General features: G+C 72.3%; 24 protein-coding genes and 2 pseudogenes. 9 read left to right on the top strand and 17 right to left on the bottom strand.

The window, feature by feature from the left end; all coding sequences use genetic code 11:
- Nucleotides 1-87 precede the first annotated feature (87 nt).
- Nucleotides 88-1,896, bottom strand: a complete 1,809-nt coding sequence (locus ACFWRV_RS30240; RefSeq protein WP_384339023.1) for a flavin-containing monooxygenase — start codon at nt 1,894-1,896, stop codon at nt 88-90.
- 194 nt (nt 1,897-2,090) lie between these two features.
- On the opposite strand from ACFWRV_RS30240, the pseudogene ACFWRV_RS30235 reads away from it, so the two are divergent.
- Nucleotides 2,091-2,438, top strand: a pseudogene (locus ACFWRV_RS30235) (SMP-30/gluconolactonase/LRE family protein); the annotation flags it as partial.
- Between the two features lie 218 nt (nt 2,439-2,656).
- On the opposite strand, the gene ACFWRV_RS30230 reads toward ACFWRV_RS30235, so the two are convergent.
- Both ACFWRV_RS30230 and ACFWRV_RS30225 read right to left on the bottom strand, forming a co-directional pair.
- Nucleotides 2,657-3,247 (bottom strand): TetR/AcrR family transcriptional regulator, encoded by a 591-nt coding sequence (locus tag ACFWRV_RS30230; protein ID WP_384339021.1) that lies wholly within the window; start codon nt 3,245-3,247, stop codon nt 2,657-2,659.
- 28 nt (nt 3,248-3,275) lie between these two features.
- Nucleotides 3,276-3,365: pseudogene (locus ACFWRV_RS30225) on the bottom strand (cupin); the annotation flags it as partial.
- 148 nt (nt 3,366-3,513) lie between these two features.
- On the opposite strand from ACFWRV_RS30225, the gene ACFWRV_RS30220 reads away from it, so the two are divergent.
- Both ACFWRV_RS30220 and ACFWRV_RS30215 read left to right on the top strand, forming a co-directional pair.
- The gene (locus tag ACFWRV_RS30220; protein ID WP_384339019.1) at nt 3,514-4,902 is read left to right on the top strand and encodes an MFS transporter; all 1,389 of its coding nucleotides are present in this window, start codon (nt 3,514-3,516) and stop codon (nt 4,900-4,902) included.
- A gap of 95 nt (nt 4,903-4,997) precedes the next feature.
- Nucleotides 4,998-6,902, top strand: coding sequence for a helix-turn-helix domain-containing protein (locus ACFWRV_RS30215; protein WP_384339017.1), 1,905 nt, complete (start codon nt 4,998-5,000; stop codon nt 6,900-6,902).
- A 28-nt stretch (nt 6,903-6,930) separates the two neighbouring features.
- On the opposite strand, the gene ACFWRV_RS30210 is transcribed toward ACFWRV_RS30215, so the two are convergent.
- Nucleotides 6,931-7,335 (bottom strand): (2Fe-2S) ferredoxin domain-containing protein, encoded by a 405-nt coding sequence (locus ACFWRV_RS30210; RefSeq protein WP_384339015.1) that lies wholly within the window; start codon nt 7,333-7,335, stop codon nt 6,931-6,933.
- Between the two features lie 395 nt (nt 7,336-7,730).
- Between ACFWRV_RS30210 and ACFWRV_RS30205 the strand changes: the two genes are divergently transcribed.
- The gene (locus tag ACFWRV_RS30205; RefSeq protein WP_384339013.1) at nt 7,731-8,315 is read left to right on the top strand and encodes a TMEM165/GDT1 family protein; all 585 of its coding nucleotides are present in this window, start codon (nt 7,731-7,733) and stop codon (nt 8,313-8,315) included.
- A 99-nt stretch (nt 8,316-8,414) separates the two neighbouring features.
- Here ACFWRV_RS30205 and ACFWRV_RS30200 read toward each other — a convergent pair whose 3' ends face one another.
- The 9 genes from ACFWRV_RS30200 to ACFWRV_RS30160 form a co-directional block, all read right to left on the bottom strand.
- Entirely contained in the window at nt 8,415-8,951 is a 537-nt protein-coding gene (locus tag ACFWRV_RS30200; RefSeq protein ID WP_384339057.1) for a methylated-DNA--[protein]-cysteine S-methyltransferase, read from the bottom strand.
- Between the two features lie 47 nt (nt 8,952-8,998).
- On the bottom strand, nt 8,999-10,471 hold the full coding sequence (locus ACFWRV_RS30195; protein ID WP_384339011.1) for an AlkA N-terminal domain-containing protein: 1,473 nt from the start codon (nt 10,469-10,471) through the stop codon (nt 8,999-9,001).
- Between the two features lie 111 nt (nt 10,472-10,582).
- On the bottom strand, nt 10,583-11,119 hold the full coding sequence (locus ACFWRV_RS30190; RefSeq protein ID WP_384339009.1) for an O-acetyl-ADP-ribose deacetylase: 537 nt from the start codon (nt 11,117-11,119) through the stop codon (nt 10,583-10,585).
- Between the two features lie 70 nt (nt 11,120-11,189).
- The gene (locus ACFWRV_RS30185; RefSeq protein WP_384339007.1) at nt 11,190-12,605 is read right to left on the bottom strand and encodes a phytoene desaturase family protein; all 1,416 of its coding nucleotides are present in this window, start codon (nt 12,603-12,605) and stop codon (nt 11,190-11,192) included.
- A gap of 105 nt (nt 12,606-12,710) precedes the next feature.
- Nucleotides 12,711-13,556, bottom strand: a complete 846-nt coding sequence (locus tag ACFWRV_RS30180; RefSeq protein ID WP_384339005.1) for an inositol monophosphatase family protein — start codon at nt 13,554-13,556, stop codon at nt 12,711-12,713.
- An 81-nt stretch (nt 13,557-13,637) separates the two neighbouring features.
- Nucleotides 13,638-15,482 carry a gamma-glutamyltransferase family protein gene (locus ACFWRV_RS30175; protein WP_384339003.1) on the bottom strand — a complete coding sequence of 615 codons (1,845 nt, stop codon included), beginning with the start codon at nt 15,480-15,482 and terminating at the stop codon, nt 13,638-13,640.
- A gap of 207 nt (nt 15,483-15,689) precedes the next feature.
- Complete coding sequence (locus ACFWRV_RS30170) at nt 15,690-16,487, bottom strand: MerR family transcriptional regulator (protein WP_384339001.1); 798 nt, start codon at nt 16,485-16,487, stop codon at nt 15,690-15,692.
- 15 nt (nt 16,488-16,502) lie between these two features.
- Nucleotides 16,503-17,264 (bottom strand): ABC transporter permease, encoded by a 762-nt coding sequence (locus tag ACFWRV_RS30165; protein WP_384338999.1) that lies wholly within the window; start codon nt 17,262-17,264, stop codon nt 16,503-16,505.
- Nucleotides 17,261-18,070, bottom strand: a complete 810-nt coding sequence (locus ACFWRV_RS30160) for an ABC transporter ATP-binding protein (protein WP_384338997.1) — start codon at nt 18,068-18,070, stop codon at nt 17,261-17,263. Before ACFWRV_RS30160 ends, ACFWRV_RS30165 begins: the two co-directional genes overlap by 4 nt.
- Nucleotides 18,071-18,469: 399 nt before the next feature.
- On the opposite strand from ACFWRV_RS30160, the gene ACFWRV_RS30155 reads away from it, so the two are divergent.
- The gene (locus ACFWRV_RS30155) at nt 18,470-18,757 is read left to right on the top strand and encodes a DUF4287 domain-containing protein (protein WP_384338995.1); all 288 of its coding nucleotides are present in this window, start codon (nt 18,470-18,472) and stop codon (nt 18,755-18,757) included.
- A 397-nt stretch (nt 18,758-19,154) separates the two neighbouring features.
- On the opposite strand, the gene ACFWRV_RS30150 is transcribed toward ACFWRV_RS30155, so the two are convergent.
- Nucleotides 19,155-19,802, bottom strand: a complete 648-nt coding sequence (locus ACFWRV_RS30150) for a helix-turn-helix domain-containing protein (protein WP_384338993.1) — start codon at nt 19,800-19,802, stop codon at nt 19,155-19,157.
- Nucleotides 19,803-19,942: 140 nt separating this feature from the next.
- Here ACFWRV_RS30150 and ACFWRV_RS30145 point away from each other — a divergent pair, with 140 nt between their 5' ends.
- Together ACFWRV_RS30145 and ACFWRV_RS30140 are read left to right on the top strand one after the other, a co-directional pair.
- A complete protein-coding gene (locus ACFWRV_RS30145) occupies nt 19,943-21,064 on the top strand; it encodes an arylsulfotransferase family protein (protein WP_384338991.1) in 1,122 nt (373 codons plus the stop codon).
- Nucleotides 21,061-22,464, top strand: coding sequence for a uracil-xanthine permease family protein (locus ACFWRV_RS30140; protein ID WP_384338989.1), 1,404 nt, complete (start codon nt 21,061-21,063; stop codon nt 22,462-22,464). The genes ACFWRV_RS30145 and ACFWRV_RS30140 overlap by 4 nt, the downstream gene beginning before the upstream one ends.
- Here ACFWRV_RS30140 and ACFWRV_RS30135 read toward each other — a convergent pair.
- On the bottom strand, nt 22,406-23,371 hold the full coding sequence (locus tag ACFWRV_RS30135) for a LysR family transcriptional regulator (protein ID WP_384338987.1): 966 nt from the start codon (nt 23,369-23,371) through the stop codon (nt 22,406-22,408). The two genes, ACFWRV_RS30140 and ACFWRV_RS30135, sit on opposite strands and share 59 nt — an antisense overlap.
- 105 nt (nt 23,372-23,476) lie before the next feature.
- Here ACFWRV_RS30135 and ACFWRV_RS30130 point away from each other — a divergent pair, with 105 nt between their 5' ends.
- Entirely contained in the window at nt 23,477-24,172 is a 696-nt protein-coding gene (locus ACFWRV_RS30130; RefSeq protein WP_384338985.1) for a type 1 glutamine amidotransferase domain-containing protein, read from the top strand.
- Nucleotides 24,173-24,255: 83 nt separating this feature from the next.
- On the opposite strand, the gene ACFWRV_RS30125 is transcribed toward ACFWRV_RS30130, so the two are convergent.
- Both ACFWRV_RS30125 and ACFWRV_RS30120 read right to left on the bottom strand, forming a co-directional pair.
- Entirely contained in the window at nt 24,256-24,624 is a 369-nt protein-coding gene (locus ACFWRV_RS30125) for a Zn-ribbon domain-containing OB-fold protein (RefSeq protein WP_384339055.1), read from the bottom strand.
- A gap of 125 nt (nt 24,625-24,749) precedes the next feature.
- Nucleotides 24,750-25,436: a TetR family transcriptional regulator gene (locus ACFWRV_RS30120; RefSeq protein WP_384339053.1), complete on the bottom strand. Its 687-nt coding sequence runs from the start codon at nt 25,434-25,436 to the stop codon at nt 24,750-24,752.
- Nucleotides 25,437-25,605: 169 nt separating this feature from the next.
- On the opposite strand from ACFWRV_RS30120, the gene ACFWRV_RS30115 reads away from it, so the two are divergent.
- Nucleotides 25,606-26,063, top strand: a 458-nt coding sequence (locus ACFWRV_RS30115; RefSeq protein WP_384338983.1) for an electron transfer flavoprotein subunit beta/FixA family protein, incomplete at its 3' end; no start/stop codon positions are given.

Below are 26,063 nucleotides of genomic sequence, written 5' to 3'. Positions count from 1 at the left end.
CGACCGCCGTCAGGGCGACGTCTGCGTTCATGGTGAAGTCCCCTCGTTGGTCCGGGAGTTGTCGGGGGCATGGCGGAACAGGGCGGATCAGGCGCGCGGCACGGTCCGGGAACGCAGGACCTCCGGCAGGGACTTCTCCCGCCACTGTCCGAGGAGTTCGTGGAAGGCGACGGCCCCGTGCGGATAGGCGATGGGGCCGTTGGGCCTGCCCCGGCCCTCGCGGTTGTAGTAGCCGGGGGTGCACTCGGCGTGGAACCAGGCGTGGTCGGGAGCGCCATCGGCCAGGACGGCGAGCCAGGCGTCCTCACTCGCGGGGGAAGGCTCGATGAGGGCGTCCTCCGCTTCGGCGGCCGCGATGAGGGCGGCGGCGTGGACGGCCTGCTCGTCCAGGATGTGGGTGAAGTTGACGCTGCTGGCGTTCTGGAGGGTCCCCAGCTGGATGAGGTTGGGGAAGCCGTTGCTCGTGAAGCCGTGCAGGGTGCGGGGGCCCTGCCGCCTCCACCGGTCGAGCAGGTGGACGCCGCCCCGGCCGCGCACCGGGAGCCTGCCCGAGTGGATGCCGGAGGTCCCGACGTTGAACCCGGTGGCGAAGATCAGGCAGTCCAGTTCGTACGAGGTGCCGCCGACGACGACCCCGTGTTCGGTGACGCGCTCGATGCCGTGGGTGTCCGCCGTGTCCACCAGCGTGACGTTGTCGCGGTTGAACGCCGGGTAGTACAGGTCGGAGAAGGTGGGCCGCTTGCAGGCGTAGCGGTACCAGGGCTTGAGCTTCTCCGCCGTCTCCGGGTCCGCGACGCATCGTTCGGCCCGGGCGCGCAACTCGTTCATCTTGGCGGCGTCGGCCGCCTCGTAGGCCGCTTCGAAGGTCCGCCGGTCGCCCGGCCGGCGGAAGCTCGGCAGGAGCTTCTCCAGCAGCCCCGCCGACGTGGTCCAGCGGTCCGCCACGAGGTCCTGCCCGACGCTCTCGCCGGAGACGATGCGGAGGTAGTTGTCCCGCCGTTCGCGGGCCCAGCCCGCGCGGTCGGCGCCCACGTCACCGGGGGCGGTGCGGCGGTTGGCGCGCTCGTCCACGGTGGAGGGGGTGCGTTGGAAGACGTAGAGGTGGGCGGCGTCCTCGGCCAGCATCGGGATGACCTGGATGCCGGTGGCCCCGGTGCCCACGACCCCCACCCGCTTGTCGGCAAGACCGGTCATGCCGCCCTGGGCAGTGCCGCCGGTGTAGGCGTAGTCCCACCGCGAGGTGTGGAACGTATGGCCCGCGAAGTCCTCGACACCGGGGATGCCGGGAAGCTTCGGCTCGGTGAGGGTGCCGGTGGCGCTGACGACGTGGGCCGCCCGGAACTCATCACCGCGATCCGTGGAGACGACCCAGGTCTCTGACGCCTCGTCCCAGGTCAGCGCGGTGACTCCGGTGGAGAACAGGGCATCGGCGTAGAGGTCGAACCGGCGCGCGATCCGCACCGCGTGGCGGCGGATCTCCTCCCCGGGGGCGTACTTCCACTCGGGGACGTAACCGGTCTCGTCGAGCATCGGCAGATACACGCGGGACTCGACGTCGCAGTGCACGCCCGGGTAGCGGTTCCAGTACCAGGTGCCCCCGAAGTCGCCGCCCTTCTCGACGATCCGGACCCGGGCCACCTTCCGCTGCCGCAGCCGCGCCCCGGTGAGGATGCCGCCGAACCCGCCGCCTATCACGGCGACATCGACGAGGTCGTGGAGGGGGGCGCGCTCCGCCGGTCCCTCCGTGTACGGATCGGCCGCGTAGTAGCCGAACTCGGCGTCGGCGTCCCGGTACTGGGCGGCGCCGTCGGGACGGACGCGCCGTTCGCGTTCGAGGCGGTAGCGCTCCCGCAGGGTGGCGAGCTCGTGGGGGTCCGGGGACTGAGGAGTCGTCATGGGGGGTCCTCGATCTGTGCGGTGGGACAGCCCTGGGCGGGCCGCCGGCCGCTACGGTAGCAACTACCGGACAGCACTGTCCGGTTGGTGTCCGACGCTCCGGCGTTATCCGGCCAGGGGTGTGCTCCCCCGGCCGCCCGCTCCGTAGTCCGGGCCCGAACCCCCGCCCCGGGGACAGGAAGAGTGATCCCCTCATGCAGCGACGATCGGCCCGGTCCCTTTCCGTGCTCGCCACCATCGGCGCGCTGATCCTCATCGGATGCGGGACCCGGAGCGCCGCCCCCGGACGGGAGACATGGTCCGCCTCCGCGAGCCGGACCATCCCTGCCCAGAAGCTCATGCACCTGACCCAGGTGCGCGGCGAGACCGGGATGACCCTGCTGGAGGGCCCGGTGTTCGGCGAGGACGGCGGACTGTACGTCGTCGACGTCACCGCGCCCGAGAGCAAGCCCAAGGTCATGCGCGTCGACGTCCGGAGGAAGACCTCCCGGGCGGTCCACACCGACGGCCGAGGGGCCTACACCTCGGCCCAGTTCAGCCCGGCGTACCTGACGGTGAGCGGTCCCGCCGGGGGCTACCTCTAGACCTTCGACGCACTCGCCGAGGGCACGCGCCAGTCCAACGGCGGGTGAGCGCGTCGACAGGTCCGACGAAGCCTGACGTCGCCCGCGGGTCAGGCGGCGGCCGAGCCCGTCGGCCGGTCCCACGGCAACTGACCGGATCTGCCGCTGTTTCGGCCGTGGCCGTCACCGCCCCCGGCTCAACCGCCGAAGGTCCGCACCGACCCTACCTCGACGCCGAGCAGCCGCCAGGCGGCCAGCGCCCGGAGTTCACGCTCCGCGCGGGTCGGGCCGATCACGGCGGCGGAGACCATGGCGATGGAGAGCGCGAGATCGTCCCCCGCGCCCAGCCGGTGCTCCGTGGGGAGATGCCGCCGCAGGGCGCGCTCCACCCGCTCGGACAGCTCAAGGGCGTATGCGCGGGTGCCCGAGCGGCTGCCCACTCGTTCGGCGTGGAGGAGGCCGATGAAAGCCGCGGAGTCCACGAGATGCCAGGTCAGCACCCCGCACACCCCGGCGAACGTCGCGTCCCCGTCCTCGGCCGCCTGCTCGATCTGCCGCACGTTCTCCTCCAGCACCGCCGCCACCGCCGCGGCCCGGTCGGGAAAGTGCCGGTAGAGAACGCCCTGCCCGACCCGGGCCCGGCGGGCTATCGCCGAGAGCGGGGCTTCCAGGCCGTGCTCCGCGAAGACCTCCCGGGCAGCGGCGACGAGAGCGGACCGGTTCCGGGCAGCGGCCTTCGGCCCGTCGTTCGCGGGCCGTCGCCCCTGCTGCTCGCTGTGCTCCACCACCCCGGCAGCGTACCGGCAGGCGTGCGGCTCAACCGGTGCCGGCCGGAAGCGCGTACAGCCCCGGGAGGTTCACAACGATCGCCTCCCGGGCCGGCCGGGCGATGACGACCGCGGCCTCCCGCTCCCCCTCGACCGGCACCGCCATGGTGGTCGCGCTCACTCTCGCGCCCATAACTATGGTGCTCCACCATATACGCCTCTGAACTGCGTGTTTCTACGGTATGGCGACACAGAAACGTCCCCGCACACGCCTGGAAGTGGTGCACATGGTCGCCGCAACTCCCTCCCCGAAGTCATCCGGATCCATCAGGCGCATCGTCGCGGCCAGCCTCGTCGGCACCACCATCGAGTGGTACGACTTCTTCCTCTACGGCTCGGCCGCCGCCCTCGTGTTCAACTCGCTCTTCTTCCCCAGCAGCGATCCGCTGGTCGGCACGCTGCTCGCCTTCCTGACGTACGCGGTCGGCTTCGCCGCCCGTCCCCTCGGCGGCATCGTCTTCGGCCACTACGGCGACAAGATCGGCCGCAAGAAGCTGCTCGTGCTCAGCCTGCTCATGATGGGCGGCGCCACCTTCGCCATGGGTCTGCTGCCCACCCACGCGAGCATCGGAGTGTGGGCGCCGGTCCTGCTGACGGTCCTGCGCCTGGTCCAGGGCTTCGCGCTGGGCGGCGAGTGGGGCGGCGCGGTGCTGCTGGTCTCCGAACACGGCGGCGACGAACGGCGCGGATTCTGGGCCTCCTGGCCGCAGTCCGGTGCGCCCGGCGGCAATCTGCTGGCGACCGGCGTCCTGGCGCTGCTCGCCGCCGTCCAGTCCGACGAGGCGTTCCTCGCCTGGGGCTGGCGCATCCCGTTCCTGCTGTCCGGCGTCCTGGTCATGATCGGCCTCTGGATCCGGATCTCGGTCGAGGAGTCCCCGGTCTTCCTGGAGGCGCAGCGGAAGTCGCAGGCGGCGGCCGCCCAGGGAGTGAAGGAACAGGCCCCGGTCGTCCAGGTGTTCCGCAAGAGCTGGCGCGAAGTCCTGCTCGCGATCGGCACGCGCTTCGGCGAGAACATCTCGTACTACATCCTCACCGCCTTCCTGCTCGTCTACGTGACCGTGCACCTGGAGATGTCCAAGAGCGACGCCCTGAACGCCGTCCTGATCGGCTCCGCGGTGCACTTCGTCACCATCCCGCTGTGGGGCGCGCTCTCGGACCGGCTGGGGCGCCGCCCGGTCACCCTGATCGGCGCGGTCGGCATGGCGGCGTGGGCGTTCGCCTTCTTCTCGCTCCTGGACACCAGGTCCTTCCCCGTCATCGTCCTCGCGGTCACCCTCGGCCTGCTGCTGCACGGCGCGATGTACGGTCCGCAGGCGGCCTTCATCTCGGAGATGTTCGACACGAAGGTCCGCTACTCCGGCGCTTCGATGGGCTCCCAGCTCGCCTCGATCATCGGCGGCGCGCTCGCCCCGCTCATCGCGGTCGAACTGCTGAAGGACTACGAGTCGTCCGTGCCGATCTCCTTCTACCTCTGCTTCGCCTCCCTGGTCACCGCGGTGACGGTCTGGGTGGCCAAGGAGACCCGTGGCCGCGACCTCACCAGGGACGGCCTGGACCAGGCGGCCCCGGCCACGCGGACCGCCACCCGTGAGGACTCGGTCCCCCTGAGCCGCTGATCCCGCCTCCTCCCGCGCGCCGCGCCGCTTCCCACGGCGTGCCGGAGGCACATCCCCGCTGCCCGCTCGGCCCCTCCCCGGGAGGCGATCACCGTATGCTCACCGGCGTGACACCCCCCGCCGCCCAGCACTCCGCGCCCGCCCTGCGCCGACTCCTCGACCTGCTGGCGCAGGGTGCGGGGGCCGAGGAGTTCGACCGGCCGGCCACCGACGCCCGGCAGGCGGGGGCCTCCGCCGCCGAGCTGGCCGAGATAGCCGAGGCCGCCGCCGTGGCGCTGCGCATCCGGCGCACGCTCGGCCAGCACCGGGTGCGCGAGGCGCAGCTCACCGCCCTGTTCGACACGGCCAGCGACCTGGCGGCCCTGCGGGACCTGGACGCCGTGCTGCGGGCCATCGTCCACCGGGCGAAGCTGCTGCTCGGCACCGACGTCACCTACCTCTCGCTCAACGACGACGCCGCGGGCGACACCTACATGCGGGTCACCGACGGGTCGGTGGCCGAGGCGTTCCAGCGGGTCCGGCTGGGCATGGGAGAGGGGCTGGGCGGGCTGGTGGCCCAGACCGCCCGCCCGTACGCGACCGGGGACTACCAGGCCGACACCCGGTTCCACCACACCACCACCATCGACGGCGCCGTCCTGGACGAGGGCCTGCGGGCGATCCTGGGCGTCCCGCTGCGCCTCGGCGCCCGCATCATCGGGGTCCTGTACGCGGCCGACCGGGCCCCCCGCGAGTTCACCGCCACCGAGGTGGCGCTCCTCTCGTCCCTGGCCGACCACGCGGCGATCGCCATCGACGGGGCGCGGCTGCTGGAGGAGACCCGGGCCGCGCTGGTCGACCTCAACGCCGCGTCGGAGACCATCCGGACGCACAGCGAGGCGATGCGCCGCGCCGAGGAAGCGCACGACCAGCTCACCGATCTCGTGCTCCAGGGCGGCGGCGCCGACGACGTGGCGGCGGCCCTCGCCGACATCCTGGACGGCGGGATCCTCATCCACGACGCGGACGGCGCGGAACTGGCCCGCGCCCGCGCCGAGCCGTTGCCGCCACCGATCCCGGCGGTGTCCGCCTCCCGGGCCCGGGGCCGGGCGGTCCCGCTGGACGGCACCTGGGTCTGCGCCGTCCTCGCGGGCCCCGAACTCCTCGGCTCCATCGCCCTGACCGGCCGGGCCGGGCTCGCGGACGCCGACCGGCTCCTGTTCGAGCGCGCCAGCGTCGTCACCGCGCTGCTCATGCTGCTGCGCCGCTCGGTCGCCGAGACGGAGGACCGGGTACGGGGAGAGCTGCTGGGCGATCTGCTCGCGCGCACCGGCGACCCGGGCACCCTGACCGCGCGCGCCCGCAGGCTGGGCGTCAACCTGAACCGCCGCCACAGCGTGTTCGTCGCGCACAGCGAGGTGGCCCCCCGCCACCGGCTGCTGGCCGCGACCGCCCGCAGCGCGCAGGCCCTCAACGGTCTGGCCGGGCTCCACCACGACCACGTCGTCCTGGTGGCGCCGTCCGACGCGCCGGGAGCGGCCGCGCAGGCGCTCGCCGCCGAACTGGGCCAGGCGGTCGGCTTCCCCGTCACGGTCGGCGCGGCGGGCCCCGCCACGGGTCCGGCCGAGCTGCCCGACGCGCACCGCGGGGCCGACCGCTGTCTCTCCGCGCTGCGCGCCCTCGGCCGTACCGGGAGCGGCGGGGCCGTCGCGGACCTCGGGTTCATCGGCGTACTGCTGGGCGATCAGGCGGACCTGGGCGGCTATGTGCGGCGGACGCTGGGGCCCGTGCTCGACTACGACGAGCGGCGCGGCACCGACCTGGTCACCACGCTGGACGCCTATTTCGCCGAGGGCGCGAGCCTCACCAGGACCAAGTCCCAGCTGCACGTCCACGTGAACACGGTGGTGCAGCGGCTGGAGCGCATCGGCAGACTCCTCGGCCAGGACTGGAACTCGCCCGCCCGCACGCTGGAGATCCAGCTGGCCCTGCGGCTCCACCGCCTGACCCAGGGCCCGTGACCGGACGGGGCCTCTGCGGGAAGAGCCCTCAGCCGTCCAGGCCCGCCGAGACCCGGCGCGAGGGCTTGAAGACGTACAGGTCGAGAATGTCCGGGGGATCCGCGAGCCCCGGGCCGCCCGCCGCCGCCCAGGTCACGATGTCCTGCTCGGCGTGCTCGTCGTTGACCAGGCCCAGCCAGACCGGCCGGCCCCCGGCCCGGCGCCCTTCGGCGGAGGGCTGGACGACGATGACGTTGCCCTGCTCGCAGGCGTCCAGGCACTCGACCGCCCGTACGGTGGCGGCGCCCTCGAGTCCGGAGCGCAGCCGGGCCAGCTGGGCCGCGTGGTCGACGCCCGGGACCTTCTCGGTGCCGCAGCAGCAGCCGCGGCAGACGCTGACGGTGGGGCGGGGGACGCCCTGGGCGGGCACGTCCTTGCGGGAGCGGCGGCTCATCGGGGCACTTCCCGTCGCGGAGAGAGCGGAGAGAGGGTGTTGCGGGGTGTCGCGGCGTGGCGACCACCGCCGGTCCGGGTGATCACCACGACTCTACCGAGGCGCTCGCGGTTCGAACACCAGCACCCTTGCCATGCCGCGTGCGGTATCGTTGACGGCTGCGAAGGGGAGTAGCCCCGCAAACCGGTCGTCGACACACTGGAGCCCTCGGGTTCCCGGTGGCCGGGCTCGTGGAACCTTGAGAAGGCTCCGCGGGCGGGCGAGACCTTCGGTCCTGTATGACACGCCCACGCCCTGTGGGCGCTGCCGTCATGCCGGGCCGAGTGGTCCTCCGAAAAGCCCGAGCGGCGCTTCGCGAAGATCCGGGGCCCGGCTCGCACAGAAAGCCACCCGGAATGCACCTCGACTTCCTGGCGATCATCACCGCCTTCGGGCTGATCTTCCTCGCGGAGCTTCCCGACAAGACGATGTTCGCTTCGCTGGCCATGGGCACGCGGATGCGTCCGCTGTACGTCTGGTTCGGCACCTCGTCCGCGTTCATCGTGCACGTCGCCATCGCCGTCGGCGCGGGCAGCCTCATCGGGCTGCTGCCCGACTGGATCGTCAAGCTCGTCTCGGCCTCGCTCTTCGCACTCGGCGCGTTCCTCCTGCTGCGCGGCACCGGCGGGGACGACGATGACGAGGCCGAGGTGAAGACGGTGACCGGGTTCTGGCCGGTCTACTCGACCGCGTTCATGGCGGTCTTCATCAGCGAGTGGGGCGATCTGACGCAGATCACCACCGCCAACCTCGCGGCGAGCAACGGCACCTGGTCCACGGCGATCGGTTCGGCCGCCGCCCTGATGTCGGTGTCGGCCCTGGCGCTGCTGGCGGGGAAGTTCATCGCGAAGCGCGTGCCGCTGAAGACCGTGCAGCGCATCGGCGGGATCTGCATGCTGGGCCTCGCCGTCTGGACGGCCGTGGAGATCTTCACCGGCTGAGGAGCGAGCGCGGGTCACCGGCTGGGCAGCGCGGCCCACCGGCTGAGCCGCGGGCCCGGGGGCGTACCGGATGCGGCACTCCCCCGGCCCGGCCCGGTCTCAGAAGAGCGCCTGCACCCCGTCGTCCGTCCCGCCGCTCTCGAACGCGAGCAGCCGCTGCTTGCGGTCCAGGCCGCCGCCGTATCCGGTGAGGCTCCCGGAGGCGCCGATCACCCGGTGGCACGGCACGATGATCCCGACCGGGTTCTTGCCGTTGGCCAGGCCGACCGCCCGGGAGGCGCCCGGCTTGCCGAGTTCCCCGGCCAGTTCGCCGTACGTCCGGGTCTCGCCGTACGGGATCCTCAGAAGCTCCGCCCAGACGCTCCGCTGGAACGGGGTGCCCGCGAGGTTCAGTGGGAGGTCGAAGGCCGTGCGGTCGCCGGCGAAGTACTCGCCGAGCTGCCGGATCACCTCACCGAACGGCTCGGGGTCCGGTACCCCGAAGGTCTCCTCGGGCGGGCGGTGGCGCTGGTCGGTCATGTAGAGGGCCGACAGGACGCCGTCGGTGGCGACGAGCGTCAGCGCGCCGTAGGGGCTGTCGACGACCGTGTGCTGCTTGGCCGTGGACACGGCGGTCACGGCAGTCAGGGAGTTCATGGCGGTCATGGGGGTCATGGGGGTCATGGGGGTCATGGGGGTCTCCTTCAGGCGGGCAGGTGGTTGATGGGGTGGTCGTCCACCGTCCAGAGGTACTGCACGGCGTACGCCCGCCAGGGGCGCCAGTCGGCGGCCCGTGCGGTGAGGGCGGCGGGGGTGGCCGGCAGGCCGAGCCGCTCGGCCGCCCGGCGGATGCCGAGGTCGGTGGGGAGGAAGGCGTCGGGGTCGCCGAGGGCCCGCATGGCGATGGACTCGACCGTCCAGGGGCCGAAGCCGGGCAGTGCGCCCAGTTCGGCGCGGGCCCGCTCCCAGTCGGTGTCGGTGTCGAGCCGCAGCCGGTCCTCCGCGAGGGCGGCGACGAGTGTGGTGAGCGTGGTGCGGCGGCTGCGCGGCAGTGCGAGCGCTTCCGGGTCGAGGCCCGCCAGCGCCCCGGCGCTCGGGAAGAGGTGCGTCAGCCCTCCCTCGGGGTCCTCGACCGGGACGCCGTGGGCGGTGACCAGCCGGGCCGCGTGGGTGCGGGCGGCGGCGGTGGAGACCTGCTGGCCGAGCACGGCGCGTACGGCGAACTCCGCGCCGTCCACGGTGCGCGGCACCCGGCGGCCGGGGCCCGCGTCGACCAGCGGGGCGAGCAGCGGGTCGGTGCGCAGTTGGGCGTCGACGGCGACCGGGTCGGCGTCCAGGTCGAGGAGCCAGCGGCAGCGACTGATGGCCCGGGTGAGGTCGCGGGGGTCGGTGAGGGAGAGCCGGCAGGAGATGTGGTCGGGGTTCGGGGTCAGGGCGACCACGCCGTGTCCGTACGGGAGGGTGAGGGTGCGCCGGTACGCGCCGTCGCGCCACTCCTCCACGCCGGGGACGGCGGTCGCGGCGAGGTGGCCGAAGAGGTTGCCGGGGTTGAGCGGGGCCCGGTACGGGAGGCGGAGCGCGATGACGCCCGGTACGGCGGTGGCCTGCGGGCCCCGGGCGGCCCGGGTGCGCAGGTCGCCGGGGGCGAGGGCGAAGACCTCGCGGACCGTCTCGTTGAAGGTGCGGATCGAGGCGAAGCCGGCGGCGAACGCCACCTGGGCCATGGGCAGCGCGGTCGTCTCGATGAGGAGGCGGGCGGTCTGCGCCCGCTGGGCGCGGGCCAGGGCCAGTGGTCCGGCGCCCAGCTCGGCCAGCAGCTGGCGTTCGATCTGCCGCGCGGAGTAGCCGAGCCGGGCGGCGAGGCCGGGCACGCCCTCGCGGTCGACGACCCCGTCCCGGATCAGGCGCATGGCGCGGGCGACCGAGTCGGCGCGGGCGTTCCACTCCGGGGACCCCGGGCTGGTGTCGGGGCGGCACCGCTTGCAGGCCCGGAATCCGGCCTGCTGGCAGGCGGCCGCGCTCGGGTAGAAGGTCATGTTGCGGACCTTGGGCGGCACGACGGGGCAGCTGGGGCGGCAGTAGATCCGGGTGGTCAGGACCGCGGTGAAGAACCAGCCGTCGAAGCGGGCGTCCTTGGACTGGACGGCCCGCACGCAGCGCTCGGTGTCGGTGTGCATGGTTCCAGGATCGTTCACCGGTCAGGGGCCTGGCTGGCGGAATTCCGACATGGGCGTCGGGCCGTCTCGCGCGTGGCCCCGGAGTGGTCTCCCGCGCGGGACCGCGCCGGCTCAGCCGCGCATCGCGAGGACTTCCTCGAACTCCACGTACGCGTGCGCGTCGAAGAGGACGAAGCGCACCTCCTCGACCGGCTCCAGGGTCTCCGTCAGGACCGTGCGCACCGCGATCCGGGCGCCGTCGTCCATCGGCCAGCCGTAGATGCCGGTGGAGATCGCCGGGAACGCGATCGACTTGGCGCCCAACTCGGCCGCCAGGCGCAGGGATTCGCGGTAGCAGGAGGCGAGCTGGGCGGAGCGGTCCTGGGCGCCGGAGAAGACCGGGCCGACCGTGTGCACGATCCACTGGGCGTCGAGGCGTCCGGCGGTGGTGGCGACGGCCTGCCCGGTGGGAAGCCCCTTTCCGTACCGCGAGGCGCGCAGCTCACGGCAGGCGGCGAGGATGTCGGGTCCGCCGCGCCGGTGGATGGCGCCGTCGACGCCGCCGCCGCCGAGCAGCGAGGAGTTCGCCGCGTTGACGATGACGTCGACGGACTGGTCGGTGATGTCGCCGCGGACCAGACGTACGGCGGGGGACACAGAGGTGCTCATGCGGACATCATGCCGCGCGCCGGGGGCCTTCGCCGCCCGGTCCGCATCGGAGGCCCGCCGCACGGTCCGTTCAGGCGGCCCGCAGCCGTCGCCATACGGCCTTGGCGGCGTGGTGGCCGGACATGCCGTGCACACCGGGTCCGGGCGGGGTCGCCGAGGAGCAGAGGAAGACCGCCGGGTGCGCGGTCGCGTACGGGACGCGGGCGAGCTTGGGACGGATCAGGGTCTGGAGACCGGCGAAGGCCCCGCAGGCGATGTCGCCGCCGACGTAGTTGGCGTTGCGCGCGGCGAGTTGGGGCGGTCCGGCGAGCGCGCGGGCCAGCACCAGGTCGCGGAACCCCGGGGCGAAGCGCTCCAGTTGGCGTTCGATGACGTCGGTGGCGTCGCCCTCCCAGCCGGCCGGGACGTGTCCGTACACCCAGAAGACGTGGCGTCCTTCGGGGGCCCGGGAGGGGTCGGTGAGGCTCGGCTGGGCGGTGATGAGGAAGGGGACGCTGGGGTCGCGGCCCTCCACGGCGGCCCGCAGGGCGGTATCGATGGTGGCGGCGTCGGCCCCGATGTGGACGGTGCCGGCGCGGCGCGCCTCCTCGGCGGTCCAGGGGACGGGGCCGGAGAGCGCGTAGTCGATCTTGAAGGCGGAGGCGCCGTAGCGGTAGCCGTGATAGGCGCTGCCCAGTCCGGCGATGCGGGCGAGGGCCGAGGGCGAGGTGTCGAAGATGTACGCGCGGGCGGGCGGCAGTTCGTCCAGGCGCTTGACCTCGCTGCCGGTGCGGATGGTGCCGCCGTGTTCGCGGAGGAGGGAGGCCAGGGCGTCGGAGATGGCCTGGGAGCCGCCGCGCGGCACCGGCCACCCGTGCTCGTGGGCGGCGAGCGCGAAGACGAGGGCGATCGCGGAGGTGGCGAAGCCGCTGGTGGGAGCTATGGCGTGGGCGGCGAGTCCGGCGAAGAGACCGGGGGCCTTCTCGCCCTGGAAGCGCCGGGAGAGCCAGCTGGCGGGCTGCAGGCCGAGCAGACCGAAGCGGGCCAGCCGGTACGGGTCGCGGGGCAGGCCGTCCCAGGGGGTGCGCAGGAAGTCGGCGGCCAGGGTGTCCCAGCGGCCGAGGAAGGGGGCCATGAGGCGGCGGTAGGCGCCGGCGTCGGCGGCCCCCAGCGACATGGCGCTCTCGCCGACGGAGCGGGTGAGCGTGGCGGCCGTACCGTCCGGGAAGGGGTGGGCGAGGTCGACCTCGGGGTGCAGCCACTCCAGGCCGTGCCGGGCCAGGGGCATCGCCCGGAACGCGGGCGAGCCGATCCCGAGGGGGTGCACGGCGGAACAGGGGTCGTGATGGAACCCCGGGAGGGTCAGCTCCTCGGTGCGGGCTCCCCCGCCGACGGTGTCATGGGCCTCGTGGACCTCCACGGCGAAGCCCCGGCGGGCCAGTTCGGCTGCGGCGGTCAGTCCGTTGGGCCCCGCGCCCACCACGACCGCATCGAGCATCGACGGCACTGGGGACTCCTTCGTCTTCGTCGGCCGGCAGTCGGACACCCAGGATATTCGGGCCGGCCGACGACGCGGACCCGGGCCCCTGCGGACGGGCCCGCGCCGCTCCCGTCAGCCGCCCGCCCGCAACGCCGCCAGGACGCGCCCGGCGGTGGCCTCGTCGCGGGCCGCCGTGAACGGCAGGTCGTTGCCGCCGGCGATCCGGAACGGGACCCCGGACAGGGTCGACTGCGCGCCGCCCGCCTCGGTGACCAGGAGCAGTCCGGCGGCGTGGTCCCAGGCGTACTCCCAGTTGAACGCGGTGGCGTCCAGGTCACCGCGTGCCACCGCGAGGTACTCCAGGCCGGCCGAGCCGCAGGGGCGGGCCGCGATGCCCTCGGTGCGCAGGCCGAGCAGGGCCCGCTTCTGGGCGTCGGTGGTGTAGTCGGGGTGCGACATCGCCACGTTCAGAACGGCGCCGGGGGCGGGAGCGCCGGAGCGTATCGGCGCGCCGTTGAGCGTCGCGCCCCGGCCGCGCACGGCGACGGCCATCTCGCCCAGGACCGGTGCGTACGTCCAGGAGGCGTGGACCTCGCCGTGCTGGGCAAGGGCGACCAGCGTGCAGAACCCGGCCTCGCCCCGGACGAACTGGCGGGTGCCGTCGACGGGGTCGACGATCCAGACGGGGGCGTCGCCGCCGAGGGCTTCGTAGACGGACGGGTCGGCGTGGACGGACTCCTCGCCGACGACGACCGAGCCGGGCAGCAGCTTGGTGAGGGCGGCGGTGAGATGTTCCTCGGCCAGCCGGTCGGCGGCGGTGACCAGGTCGTGCGGGCCGCTCTTCTCGATGATCTCGTGGGCGGCGAGTTTCCGGTGGCGGGGCATGATCTCGGCCGCGGCGGCGGCGCGCACGGCGGCCTCGACCTCGGCCGGCGGTCCGGTGTGCCCGGCGGTCCCGTACAGGAAGTCATCGATCATGGCCCCACCCAATCACGATCGGCCGGCGACGCTGCCGCCGGGCGCTGGAGGCGCTGGTCAGCACCCGTTCCGCCGCGCTGGTCAGCGGCCGACGGCGTATCCCTGCATGCCGCGCGGATTGGCGGCGGCGGACAGAATTCCGGTCTCGGGGTCCCGGGCCACGGCGCACAGGCGCCCCTCCGACCAGGGCTCGCCCACCGTGACGTCGTGGCCCCGGCGGCGCAGTTCCGCGATCACGCCGGGGTCCATGCGGCTCTCGACGGTGACGCTGCCGGGGTGCATGGCGCGCGGATGGAACGAGCCGGGGAAGCTGTCGTTGTGCCAGTTCGGCTCGTCGATCGCGCCCTGGAGGTCGAGCCCGCCGCGCACCCGGGCGCGCCGGGCGACGGCAAGGAAGAAGTGCACCTGCCACTGGTCCTGCTGGTCGCCGCCGGGCGTGCCGAACGCCATCACGGGGACGCCGTCGCGCAGGGCGAGGGAGGGCGTGAGCGTGGTGCGGGGGCGGCGGCCGGGGGTCAGGGAGTTGGGCAGGCCCTCGTCCAGCCAGGCCATCTGGAGCCGGGTGCCGAGCGGGAAGCCCAGCTCGGGCACGACCGGGTTCGACTGGAGCCAGCCGCCGCTGGGCGTGGCGGAGACCATGTTGCCCCAACGGTCGACGACGTCCAGGTGGCAGGTGTCGCCCCGGGTGACCCCGTCGGGGGCGACCAGCGGCTCGGCGCCGGAGCGGGCGCCCCGCGCCATGGTGGGCTCGCCGGAGCCGGGGGCCGGGACGAAGCCGGGACCGGCCGCACCGGGCTTCCCGGCGGCGACGGCCCGGGCGTGGGCGGAGAGGAGCGGGGTGCGTCCGCCGGGGCCGCCGGGTCGCAGTTCGGTGGACGCGGTGTCCGTGATCAGCGTCCGGCGTTCGGCGTTGTACGGGGCGGAGAGCAGGTCGTCCAGGGGCACGTCGGCGGCGTCCCCGTACCAGGCCTCGCGGTCGGCCATGGCGAGCTTGCAGCCCTCGATGAGCAGGTGGACCCAGTCGGCGGAGCCGTGCGGCGGCAGCTTGTCCGGGAGGAGCGCGAGCTGCTGGAGGAAGACCGGGCCCTGGCTCCAGCCGCCCGCCTTGGCCAGCGTCCAGCCGTTCCAGTCGTACGTCACGGGGGCTTCGTACGACGCGGACCAGCCGGCCAGGTCGGCGGCGGCCAGGGTGCCGGTGTGCCAGGCGCCGCTGCTGTCGAGGGTGGGGACGGCGGCCTGCCGGACGAGGGCCTCGGCGACGAACCCTTCGCGCCAGATCGCGCGGGCGGCCTCGATCCGGGCGGTGCGGTCCGCTCCCCCGGTCTCCTCGGCCTCGGCGATCAGGCGTCGCCAGGTCGCGGCCAGGGCGGGGTTGCGGAACAGCTCGCCGGGGCGCGGGGCGCGGCCGCCGGGGAGGTAGACCTCGGCGGATGAGGTCCACTCGGATTCGAAGAGTTCACGCACGCTCTCCACGGTCTCGCCGACCCGCTCGACGGGGGCGTGGCCGTCCTCGGCGTATCCGATCGCGTAACGCAGCACCTCGGCAAGGTCCTTGGTGCCGTGGTCGCGCAGGAGCAGCATCCAGGCGTCGAAGGCCCCGGGGACGGCGGCGGCGAGCGGCCCGGTGCCGGGGACCAGACCGAGGCCGAGGGAGCGGTAGTGCGCGACGGTCGCCCCGGCGGGGGCGGGGCCCTGACCGCACAGGACGCTCACCTCGCCGTCCCCGCTCGCCAGGATCATCGGGACCTCGCCCGCCGGGCCGTTGAGGTGCGGCTCGACGACGTGGAGGACGAACCCGGCGGCGACGGCGGCGTCGTAGGCGTTGCCGCCGTCCTCCAACACGGCCATCGCGGACTGGGAGGCCAGCCAGTGGGTGGAGGACACCATGCCGAAGGTGCCCTGGAGGGTGGGCCGGGTGGTGAACATGCGGGGTCTCACCTCGTTGTTTACGCGCATCGGACGGTCGGATCCGCACTCGGGATCGGGCCTGGGGAGAATCTGGGGAGTTCGGACCGGAGCTCTCGTCCGCCCGCTCTCCCCGCAGGCTATCGATCGCCCTGCGCCCCTTCTTCCCCGCCTCCGGCATGAAGTGCGCGTAGAGATCACCAGCGAGAACCGCTGGAGCCAGAAGGACTACGAGCCTGGCGGCAGCTCGGTATGGAGTCTGTCGGCAGGCACTCGCTCGATGCGGGTCCAGCCTCTCCAGCCCCGTTCCTCCAGGATCTCCAACAGCCGCGCGGCGTGCGGTGAGGACTCGACCGTGGTGGAGTCCAGGAGGTCGACGAACTGGTCGTCGATGCCGTCGTCGGCACCCGCCTCGCCGGCCTCCACAGCGCGGATCATCAGGCGCTCCATGATGTCGGCGACCTCGACGATGCGCGGATCGTCGGCCGGCCAGTCGAGTGCCCCGCTGAGAAGGCTGTAGAGCTTCACCGTGTAGGGATCGTCCAGCTCCTCGTGCTTCTTGGCGATCACGGAATCGATCGAGTCCGGCACCTGGGCGGCGATCATGATCCAGGCGTCCCGCTCCATCTCGATGTACCGCTCCTCGACGCCGAGACCACGCAGCCGGTCAAGGTAGTCCACGACGCTCCGCGGGAGCGCCAGGTGCTCTCCTGCGGCGAGCCTGGCGAGTCGGCTGCGAGTGTTCTGCAGCCGCCGGATCTCGGCGCGCAGGGCCTTGTCGATGTCCTGGACGCCGTCGGCGAAGTCCTCCGGGCCGGCGTCGAGGAGTTCCTGCACCCTGGCCAGCGGCACGCCGGCGTCTGCGAGGGTGCGGATCCGGATCAGTCGCCCGACCGCGACAGCGTCGTAGTTCCGGTATCCGGACCGGTTGCGCTCGGGCTCCGGCAGCAACCCGATCCGGTGGTAGTGGCGTACTGCCCGCACCGTCACGCCGGCGTACGCCGCCAGCTGGCTGATGGTCAGCATGGGTCCCAGCCTGCCTCAGGCGATCTTCCGGCGATAGGCGGCCATCGCGAAGATGTACGCCACGACGAGGATGCCGATGCACCACGCGAGGGCGGTCCAGACGTCATCGCCTACCGGCTGCTGGGCGAACAGGTCGCGGATCGTGTTGACGATCGACGTCACCGGCTGGTGTTCGGCGAACCAGCGCACCGGGCCGGGCATCGTCCTTGTGGGCACGAACGCCGAACTGACGAACGGCAGGAAGATGAGCGGGTAGGCGAACGCACCCGCTCCCTCGACCGACGACGCGGAGAGCCCGGGGATCACGGCGAGCCAGGTCAGCGCCAGGGTGAACAGGAGCAGGATGCCGGCGACCGCGAGCCATGCCGCCACTCCTGCCCCTGAGCGGAAGCCCATGAGCACGGCGACACCCACGACGAGCACGAGCGCGATCAGGTTGGCGACCAGAGAGGTGACGACGTGAGCCCACAGCACACCCGACCGCGCGATCGGCATGGACTGGAATCTCTCGAAGATCCCGCTCTTCACATCGGTGAACAGTCGGAACGCGGTGTAGGAGATGCCCGATGCGATGGTCATGAGCAGGATGCCGGGCAGCATGTAGTTCACGTACGAGACCGACCCTGTATCGATGGCGCCGCCGAACACGTAGACGAACATCAACATCATGGCGACCGGCGTGATGGCGGTCGTGATGATGGTGTCCATGCTGCGTGTGACATGGCGCAGGGTCCGCCCCGTGAGGGCGGCAGTGTCGCTGAAGAAGTACGCGGTCATCCCAGTCCCCCGGTTGTCGTGCTGGTGGCCTCGCTCTTGTCGCCGCTGCCGATGACGGCGAGGAAGATCTCCTCCAGAGTCGGCTGCTTCTCGACGTACTCGACGGTGGCGGGCGGGAAGAGCTGCTTGAGCTCTGCGAGGGTGCCGTTCACGATGATCCGACCCTGGTGGAGGATCGCGATCCGGTCGGCGAGTTGCTCGGCCTCGTCCAGGTACTGCGTGGTGAGCAGCACCGTCGTGCCGTCCTCGGCGAGTTCCTTGACGGCATGCCACACCTCTATGCGCGCCTCGGGGTCGAGTCCGGCCGTCGGCTCGTCCAGGAAGATCACGGGCGGTTTTCCGATGAGGCTCATCGCGATGTCCAGCCGGCGACGCATCCCGCCCGAATACGTGGACACCTTCCGCGGGCCGGCATCGGTCAGCGAGAAGCGCATCAGCAGGTCATCCGCGATCGCGCCCGGGTCCTGGAGGTGGCGCAGCCTGGCGACGAGGGCGAGGTTCTCCCGACCGCTGAGGATCCCGTCGACGGCCGCGAACTGCCCGGTGAGGCTGATGGACTCCCGCACCGTCGCCGGTTGCGTGGCGACGTCGAAGCCGCGGATGTTGGCTGTCCCCGCGTCGGCCTTCAGGAGCGTGGCGAGGATGCGTACGGTCGTGGTCTTGCCTGCCCCGTTGGAGCCGAGCAGGGCGAAAATGTTGCCCCGCGCCACCTCGAAGTCGACGCCGCGTAGCACGTCGAGCTTCCCGTACGACTTCCTGAGGCCTTGCACGCGAATCGCCGGACCGTCGATCGATGGGGCTGTCATGGTCATCTGCCTCCTTCACGGAGCTGTTCCAAGCGGCTGCGCGGAAGCTCCTCCCGGAAGGATGGAGGGTTGACCCAGCGTCAAGGTCAAGCCCGTTCCGAACCCGGCGCTCAGATCGCCGACCGGCCAGACACACCGCGGCGATGACGGGCCGCTCGCCCCGAGGTCGTTCGGCCGAAAACTGCACACTGCGTTCCCCGGTGAGGACCGCGGCGGGATCACGGTGCGCGTCGTCGAGGCCGAGGACGGAACCCTCACGCTCGTGGGGGCACAGTCATGGACCTCGATGACCGAGAACATGATCAGGTGAGGGCCGATGAGTTATGGGACCTCGGGCGGTCTACATGCCGAGTACCTGATCGCAAACCAAGCAGCACGGTGACAGTGGCGGGAGAGAGCATGTCCTTTCAGGCATATCTGGACAAGATCGAAGACAAGACCGGGCTGACGCCCCGCGAGTTCATCGCGCTAGCCAGTGAGCGAGGATTCGACTCTCCTGCCACAAAGGCCGGAGTGATCCTGGATTGGCTCAAGCAGGACTACGACCTGGGCCGAGGGCACGGGATGGCGCTCGTCCACGTCATGAAGAACGGTGCGAAGATCGACGCGAAGCACGTCGGGACGACAGGCTCGCACCGCGACGAATCCGACACCCTCTGGCTCGACGGCAAGAAGACACGGCCATGACGACGTCGGTGGAGCGGGCCTCTTGCCCGCTCCACCGACCCGGCCCGAAGCCACACGTTGAACAAACAAGCTCAGTGACGGCCGGGGCCGACCCATCAGTCGTGAAGCTCCCGCCGGGTTCTCCGGTGCCGTAGCCGGCGCGAGCACAGTGATGACCATCTCAGAGACCCTCAGCCCCTTGGCAGCCACTGCTCGTGTCCAGCGCAGGGATGGCCTTCCTCTCGTCTCCGCAGGTGAGATCCGTCTTCCGTGGGGGAATCTGGGCTGCCGCGGCGGCATTAACGCAGGTCAACGCCACCCCATGGACAACTACATGCCGAAGAAGGCGCCCTGGAGGGTGGGCCGGGTGGTGAACACGGCTGATCCTTCCGGTTGTCGAGGTCTCCGGTGTCGGGTTTCAGGTGACCGGGCCGTGGCCCGAGACCGAGACCAGGAGGACGCGGGTGGCGGGACTGGTCGCGCGCCAGCGGTGGCGCACTCCGCCGGTGAGGTAGAGCGTGTCGCCGCGCTCCAGACGGAAGGTGCGGCCGTCCGCCTCGACCTCGGCCGTGCCGTCCGCCACGTACATCAACTCATCGTTCCCGTGCAGGAATTCACGGTCCGCGTGCTGGGTCCCGGTGAACTCCAGCGCGTGCATCTGGTGGCTGCCCCGGACCAGCGGGCGCACCCCCGTGTCGGTGGCGAGACCCGAGTCGTCCTTGGCGCGGACGACGTCGACGGACCGGTCCGCGGCGCTGGAGGCGGCCAGGAGTTCGACGGCGGTGGTCCGCAGTCCGTCGGCGATGCGCTGGAGGGAGCGCATGCTGGGCCGCGCGCGCTCGTTCTCGATCTGGCTGAGGAAGGGGACCGAGAGACCGCTGCGCTCGGCGACCGCGGCCAGGGTCAGGTCGAGGGCCCGTCGGCGCTGCCGCACAGCGTTCCCGAGTCCGGAGCCCGGCTGTCCAGCGCCCGACGGTCCGGGGCCCGGCAGTCCGGGGCCCGGCAGTCCGGGGCTCGGCTGTCCTGCGCCCGACCGCCCGTCGCCGTCCGCCCGCGTATCGCTCATGATCTTGTCTCCTCCCCGGGGCCAGCCACCTTACGCAGGCACGCGGGAGGTTTCGTACGCCCGTCACACCGCTGACACACTCCGCCCCTAGCTTCAAAGGAATTCGATCCCATCAAAGAAACTTTGAAGCGAGGTTCGTTGTGTCCACCGTCGACCAGAATCAGCGCCGCCGCCGCGGCACCGGTCTCATCGCCCTCGACGCCGAGAGGGCTTTCGAGGGCTACACGCTCTTCGCCCCGCTCACCGGCGGCGGCGCGGTCCATCTGATCGATCTGCGCGGCGAGGAGGTGCACACCTGGCGGCTGCCGTACCGGCCCGGCCGGCACGCCCGGATCCTCCCCGGCGGGAACCTCGCGTACAACGGCGTCCTGCCCGGCGAGGAGGCGCTGTTCCCGATGTGGCACAAGTACCGCGGCGGGGTCCTCGGCGTGTACGCCCCCGACGGCACGGTCCTGCGCGAGCACCGCGACCCGCTCCAGCACCACGACGCCCACCACCTGGACGACGGCTCCATCCTCTACACGGCGCTGGAACCCCTCACCGGGGCGGAGGCGGCCGGGGTACGCGGTGGGGTGCCCGGCTCGGAGGCCGCGGGCGGCACCGTGTGGGCGGACACCATCAAGGAGGTGGACGCGGAGGGGAACGAGGTGTGGTCGTGGCGCGCGGCCGACCACCTCGACCGGGAGGCGTTCGCCCTGCACCCCGACTACGCGCGGGAGCACTGGCCGCTCATCAACTCGGTCACCCCGCTGGCCGACGGCACCGTCCTGGCGAGCCTGCGCAGCGTCTCGGCGGTCGTCAGGATCAGCCGCGCGACGGGCGAGGTCCTGTGGCGCACCGACCCGGGCGCCGTCTCCCAGCAGCACCACCCCACCGAACTGCCGAACGGCAACATCCTCGTCTTCGACAACGGCGTCTTCCGACCGGGGCACGACGTGCCGTACTCGCGCGTGATCGAGATCGACCGCGCCGGGAAGATCGCGTGGGAGTACCACGACCCCGCCCGGGAGTCCTTCTTCGCACCCTTCATGGGAGCGGCCCAACGCCTCCCGAACGGGAACACGTTGGTGACCGACTCCCCCGCCGGGCGGCTCTTCGAGGTGACCGCCGACGGGCTCCTGGTGTGGGAGTACGTGGTCCCGTACTTCGGCGGCTACGAGGAGGCCGAGGTGCGCGGCCTGTTCCCGGCCGAGCCGAACGCGGTCTTCCGTTCCTACCGTTACGCGGCGGACGAACTGCCCTGGCTGGAGGCCGGACGGTGACGGAGACGATCGCGCCCGTCGACGAACGGGTCCCCGTCGGGAGGCTCGTCCCCCTGGCCCTCCAGCACGTCCTGGCGATGGCCGCCGCCCCCGTGTCGACCGTCTTCCTCACGGCCACCGCCCTGCGCCTGAGCCCGGCGGAGACGGCTTCGGTGCTCAGCGCGGTTCTCGTCCTGTGCGGGGCCGGATCGCTGCTCCAGTCGCTCGGCGTCTGGAACATCGGTGCGCGGCTGCCGTTCATCATGCTCCCGGGCGGGGCCGCCACCGCGCTGTTCATCCAGATCTCCGCCGATCACGGGCCGGCGGTCGCCTCCGGCTCGGTCCTGCTGGCCGCCGCGCTGCTGCTGGCCGTGGTTCCGCTGTACGGCCGGATCGTGCGGCTCTTCCCGCCCCTGGTGATGGGGGTGACGGTCCTGCTGATCGGGATCTCCATGGTGCGGGTGGCCGCCCAGTTGATCACCGGACCGACCGGGGAGGCGGCACGCGGGTCGGTCGTCCTGGCGGGCATCACGGTGGCGGTCACGCTGACGGCGTATCTCTTCCTGCGCGGCGTGTGGCGGCAGAGCGCGGTGCTCATCGGCATGGCGGCGGGCACCGCCGTCGCGGTGGTCAGCGGACTCGGCACGTTCAGCCCGGCCCCGGGCAGCGGTTTCTCGCTTCCGGCGCTCTTCCCGTACGGGACACCGCGCTTCGACGTACTCGCCGCGCTGCCGCTGCTCGTCTTCAGCCTCAGCACGCTCGCCGAGATCACCGGGCAGACCGTCCTCAACAGCGAGGCCTCGGGGCGGAAGCCCGACCCCGGCCGGGACGTCCCGAGGGTCGCCCGCGCGGACGCGCTGATGTCCCTCTTCGCCGGAACGCTGGGGGCGTCCTTGATGGTCACCAGCTCCGAGAACATCGGCATCAGCCGGCTGACCGGCGTCCGCAGCCGCTTCGTGACGGCGGCGGCCGGTGGTCTCCTCGTCGCCGTGGGGCTCCTCTCCCCGCTCTCCCGTACGGTCGCCGGCCTGCCGCCCGCCGTGGTCGGGGGTTCCGCGCTCGTCGTGTACGCGGTCATCGCCGTCATGGGCGTCCAGATGCTCGCCCGGTCCGATCTGACCGAGCGGGGCCACTCGATGATCGCGGCGCTCGCGCTGGCCGTGGGACTCCTGCCGATCGTCGCCCCGGCCCTCTACGACGCATTCCCCGGCTGGATCCGGACCCTCCTGGGGTCCGGAGTCGTCGCGGGAACCCTCGCGGCCGTCCTGCTGCACGCCCTCTTCGCCGTCGCCGACCGGCCGCCGCGCACCGGGCCCGGGGAGCAGGAGCCCCGGGAGCCGCGGTCCCCGGAGCGGCGGCCCCTCACCACGCGCGGGCGGCCCCGATCAGCAGATCGCGCACCCGCGCCACCTGAGGGTTGACGGCGGAGCCGGGCCGCTGCACCAGGTACGCGGTGTTGATCGGCGGATCCTCGGGCGCGTACAGCTCGACGAGGGCGCCCGAGGCCAGTTCGTCCGCGCAGAGGTAGCGGGGCAGGACCGAGAAGCCCGCCCCGGCCACCACGGCGGCGAGCACCCCGCGCAGGTCGGGCACGGTGACGGCGGCCCGGCAGTCGAGGCGGCGGCCGAAGACGTGGCGCCAGTAGCGGCGGGCGATGGGCAGGTCCTCGGCGTACGTCACCAGGGGCAGGCCGTGCAGCACGCCCGGCCCCTCGGCCGCGATGCTCTCCGGCCCACCGGTCAGGGCGGCCCATCGCGGGGCCGCCGTCAGGACGAACTCCTCGTCCATCAGCGGCACCGCGGACAGCGCCCGGCCGCGCGGCCGGGTGGTCGCGATGACCAGGTCGTGGCGGCCCGCCCGCAGCTCGTCCAGGAGCGGATCGGTGAGCCCGGTCGTGGCGCGCAGCAGCAGCCCCTCCGCGACCAGCGGGGCCAGTGCGGGCAGCGCCCGCAGGCACATCACCTCGGCGGGGCCCGCCAGGTGCACGGGGACGGCCGGGCGCTCCCCGGCCGGGACCGTATCGCCCGTGACCTCGGCGAGGGCGTCCAGCGGGGCGACGATCCGGGCCGCCAGCTCGACGGCGTACGGCGAGGGGGCGACCCCGCGCGGCAGCCTCTCGAACAGTTCCCGGCCCACCTGCCGCTCCAGGGCGCGCATCTGGGCCGTGACCGTGGGCTGGGAGAGGCCGAGCAGGCGGGCGGCGGCGGTGAAGGAACCCGACCGGTGCACGGCGAGGAAGGTCCGCAGCAGATTCAGATCGGCCGGACCCGGCTGCGCGTCCGCCGTACGGCCCAGCCCCGCGGACCCATCAGGATCCTTATTTCTCATAGCTGCCAGCCTATTGGAAACCTATGGGCGATCCGTCCTACGGTCGCCTGAGTCAGCCCTTACCGGGACTCCCCCGCACACTCTCGATCTACGGAGACGTACGACATGGCAAAGATCCTTTTCGTGGTGACCGGCGCGGACCACTGGACCCTGGCGGACGGCACGAAGCACCCCACCGGCTTCTGGGCCGAGGAGGCCGTGACCCCGTACGAGACCCTCACCGCCGCCGGTCACGAAGTGGTCGTCGCCACCCCGGGCGGCGTCGTCCCGACCGTGGACCGAGGCAGCCTGGCGCCCGAGTTCAACGGCGGCCAGGAAGGCGCCGACCGGGTCGCCGCCGCACTGGACGGGTTCGAGGAGCTGCGGCGGCCGGTCGCGCTGGAGGACGTGGACCTGGACGCGTACGACGCGGTGTTCTACCCCGGCGGCCACGGCCCGATGGAGGACCTCGCGGTGAACGAGGCCTCCGGCCGGCTGCTCGCCGACACGCTGGCCTCGGGCAAGCCGCTCGGCGTGGTCTGCCACGGCCCGGCGGCGCTGCTGGCCGCGACCGGCCCCGACGGCGCCAACGCGTTCGCCGGGTACCGGCTGACCGGCTTCACCAACGCCGAGGAGACCCAGGCGGGCCTCGCGGAGAAGGCCAAGTGGCTGCTCCAGGACCGGCTGGTGGCGCTCGGCGCGGACTTCCAGGAGGGCGAGCCCTGGGCCCCGTTCATCATCACCGACCGGAACCTGATCACCGGCCAGAATCCGTCCTCGTCCGCCCCGTTGGCCACCGAACTGCTCAACCGGCTCGGCTGACCGGCCGGTCGACGGTCGGTTCATCGGCCGGCCGGCGGTTCACCGTCCGGTCGGCGTTTCACCGCCCGGACGGCCGGGGTGTTTCAGACCCAGTCCCGCCGCGCGGGCGGCTCGCAGAGTTCCAGCACCACCGCGCCCGCCTCCGGCTCGTCCCCGGAGACGGGCCGGACGCGTGCGCCGACCGTCACCAGGTGCGGAGCGGCCCCCACGATCTGGCAGCGGAAGACGAACCCCTCGGAGAACCGCACCAGGGACTCGTTGCGTGCCGCCTCGGTGTAGCGGTGGACCACGGCGGTCCGGACGACCACGCCGTGGCCGGTGGTGCGTTCGGGCTCCAGTTCGCTGGACGCGCACACCGGGCACAGCAGCCGCCGGAAGGAGGCGGTGCCGCACCAGCGGCAGCGATGATAGGAGAGGCCGCACTCCTCGTGCGCCTTCTGGACAGTGCCCATTCCTGTCTGGGACACGGCTCGACCCCCTGCGCTCGACTCGGACGCGCCGCACCTGCACTGCCGGCGCGTCCGCACCATATGGCACTGAGTGCCGGAGAGTAAAGGCACTGAGTGCCCATTGGTACTCAGTTCTCGCCGACGGCCGCCTCGATCTGCTGCACGACGCGCCACATCGGGGCGCCCTTCCGCGCGACCATCACGACCACCTCTCCTTCCCCGTCCCCGGAGACGGGGAAGGAGGCGGCGGGAGCGGGGACGGCGGGTCGCCCCCACACGTCGCGCACCAGGGCGAGCGCGTGGTCGACGGCCGCCTCCGGGTCGCCCGCCCCACCCGAACGCAGCCACAGCCGCAGCCCGTTGTTGTGCGCCGCGACCACGGACGCGGCGATCACCTCGGCCCGCAACTCCCCGTCGTCGCCCTCGCCGAACCGGCCCCGCAGATGGGCGGCGAGGGTCTGTTCGTAGCGGCGCACCACGGACAGTTCGTACGTCCGCAGCCCCGGCACCTCCCGGGTGAGCCGGTAGCGCTGGACGGAGAACTCGGGGTTGGCCGCGTACATCCGCAGCACGATGCGCGCGGCGTCGCACACCGCGCCCACCGGATCACCGCCGTCGGCGGCGGCCAGGAACTCGGTCATCTCCGCGAGGCAGCGCTCGTGGTCCGGGAAGACCGCGTCCTCCTTGGACGGGAAATAGCGGAAGAAGGAACGCCGGCCCACTCCGGCCCGCGCCACGATGTCGTCGACGGTCGTGCGCTCGAAGCCCCGCTCCAGGAAGAGCTGGAAGGCCGCCTGTGCGAGCACCTCCCGCATGGGTGCCTTCTTCTCGGGTCCTCGTGCCTCGCTCATGCGGCGAAACGTAGCACCGGAAGGAGGCTTTTGGCACTGGGTACCTTTACAGAGGGTACTGAGTGCCATAATCTCTCCATCAGTACGAATGACACCCAGGTGGGACCACACCCAGGTAGGCAGGAGAGTCGGCGTGAGCTTGAGGATCGTTGTCTGTGTGAAGTACGTGCCCGACGCGACCGGTGACCGGCGTTTCGCCGATGACCTGACGCTGGACCGTGAGGATGTCGACGGTCTGTTGTCGGAGCTGGACGAGTACGCGGTCGAGCAGGCGTTGCAGATCGCTGACGGGGCGGACGATGCGGAGATCACCGTGGTGACGGTGGGTCCGGAGGATGCCAAGGACGCGTTGCGCAAGGCGTTGTCGATGGGTGCGGACAAGGCGGTTCACGTCGAGGACGACGGTCTGCACGGCAGTGATGTGATGGGGACGTCGCTGGTGCTGGCGAAGGCGGTCGAGAAGACCGGCTACGACCTGGTGATCTGCGGGATGGCCTCCACCGACGGTGTCATGGGTGTCCTGCCGGCTCTCCTGGCGGAGCGGTTGGGTGTGCCGCAGGTGACGCTGCTGTCCGAGGTGTCGGTGAGCGG

This window comes from Streptomyces sp. NPDC058576 (assembly GCF_042718715.1).
Classification (GTDB): domain Bacteria; phylum Actinomycetota; class Actinomycetes; order Streptomycetales; family Streptomycetaceae; genus Streptomyces.
This window is presented reverse-complemented; position numbering and strand designations above follow the sequence as displayed.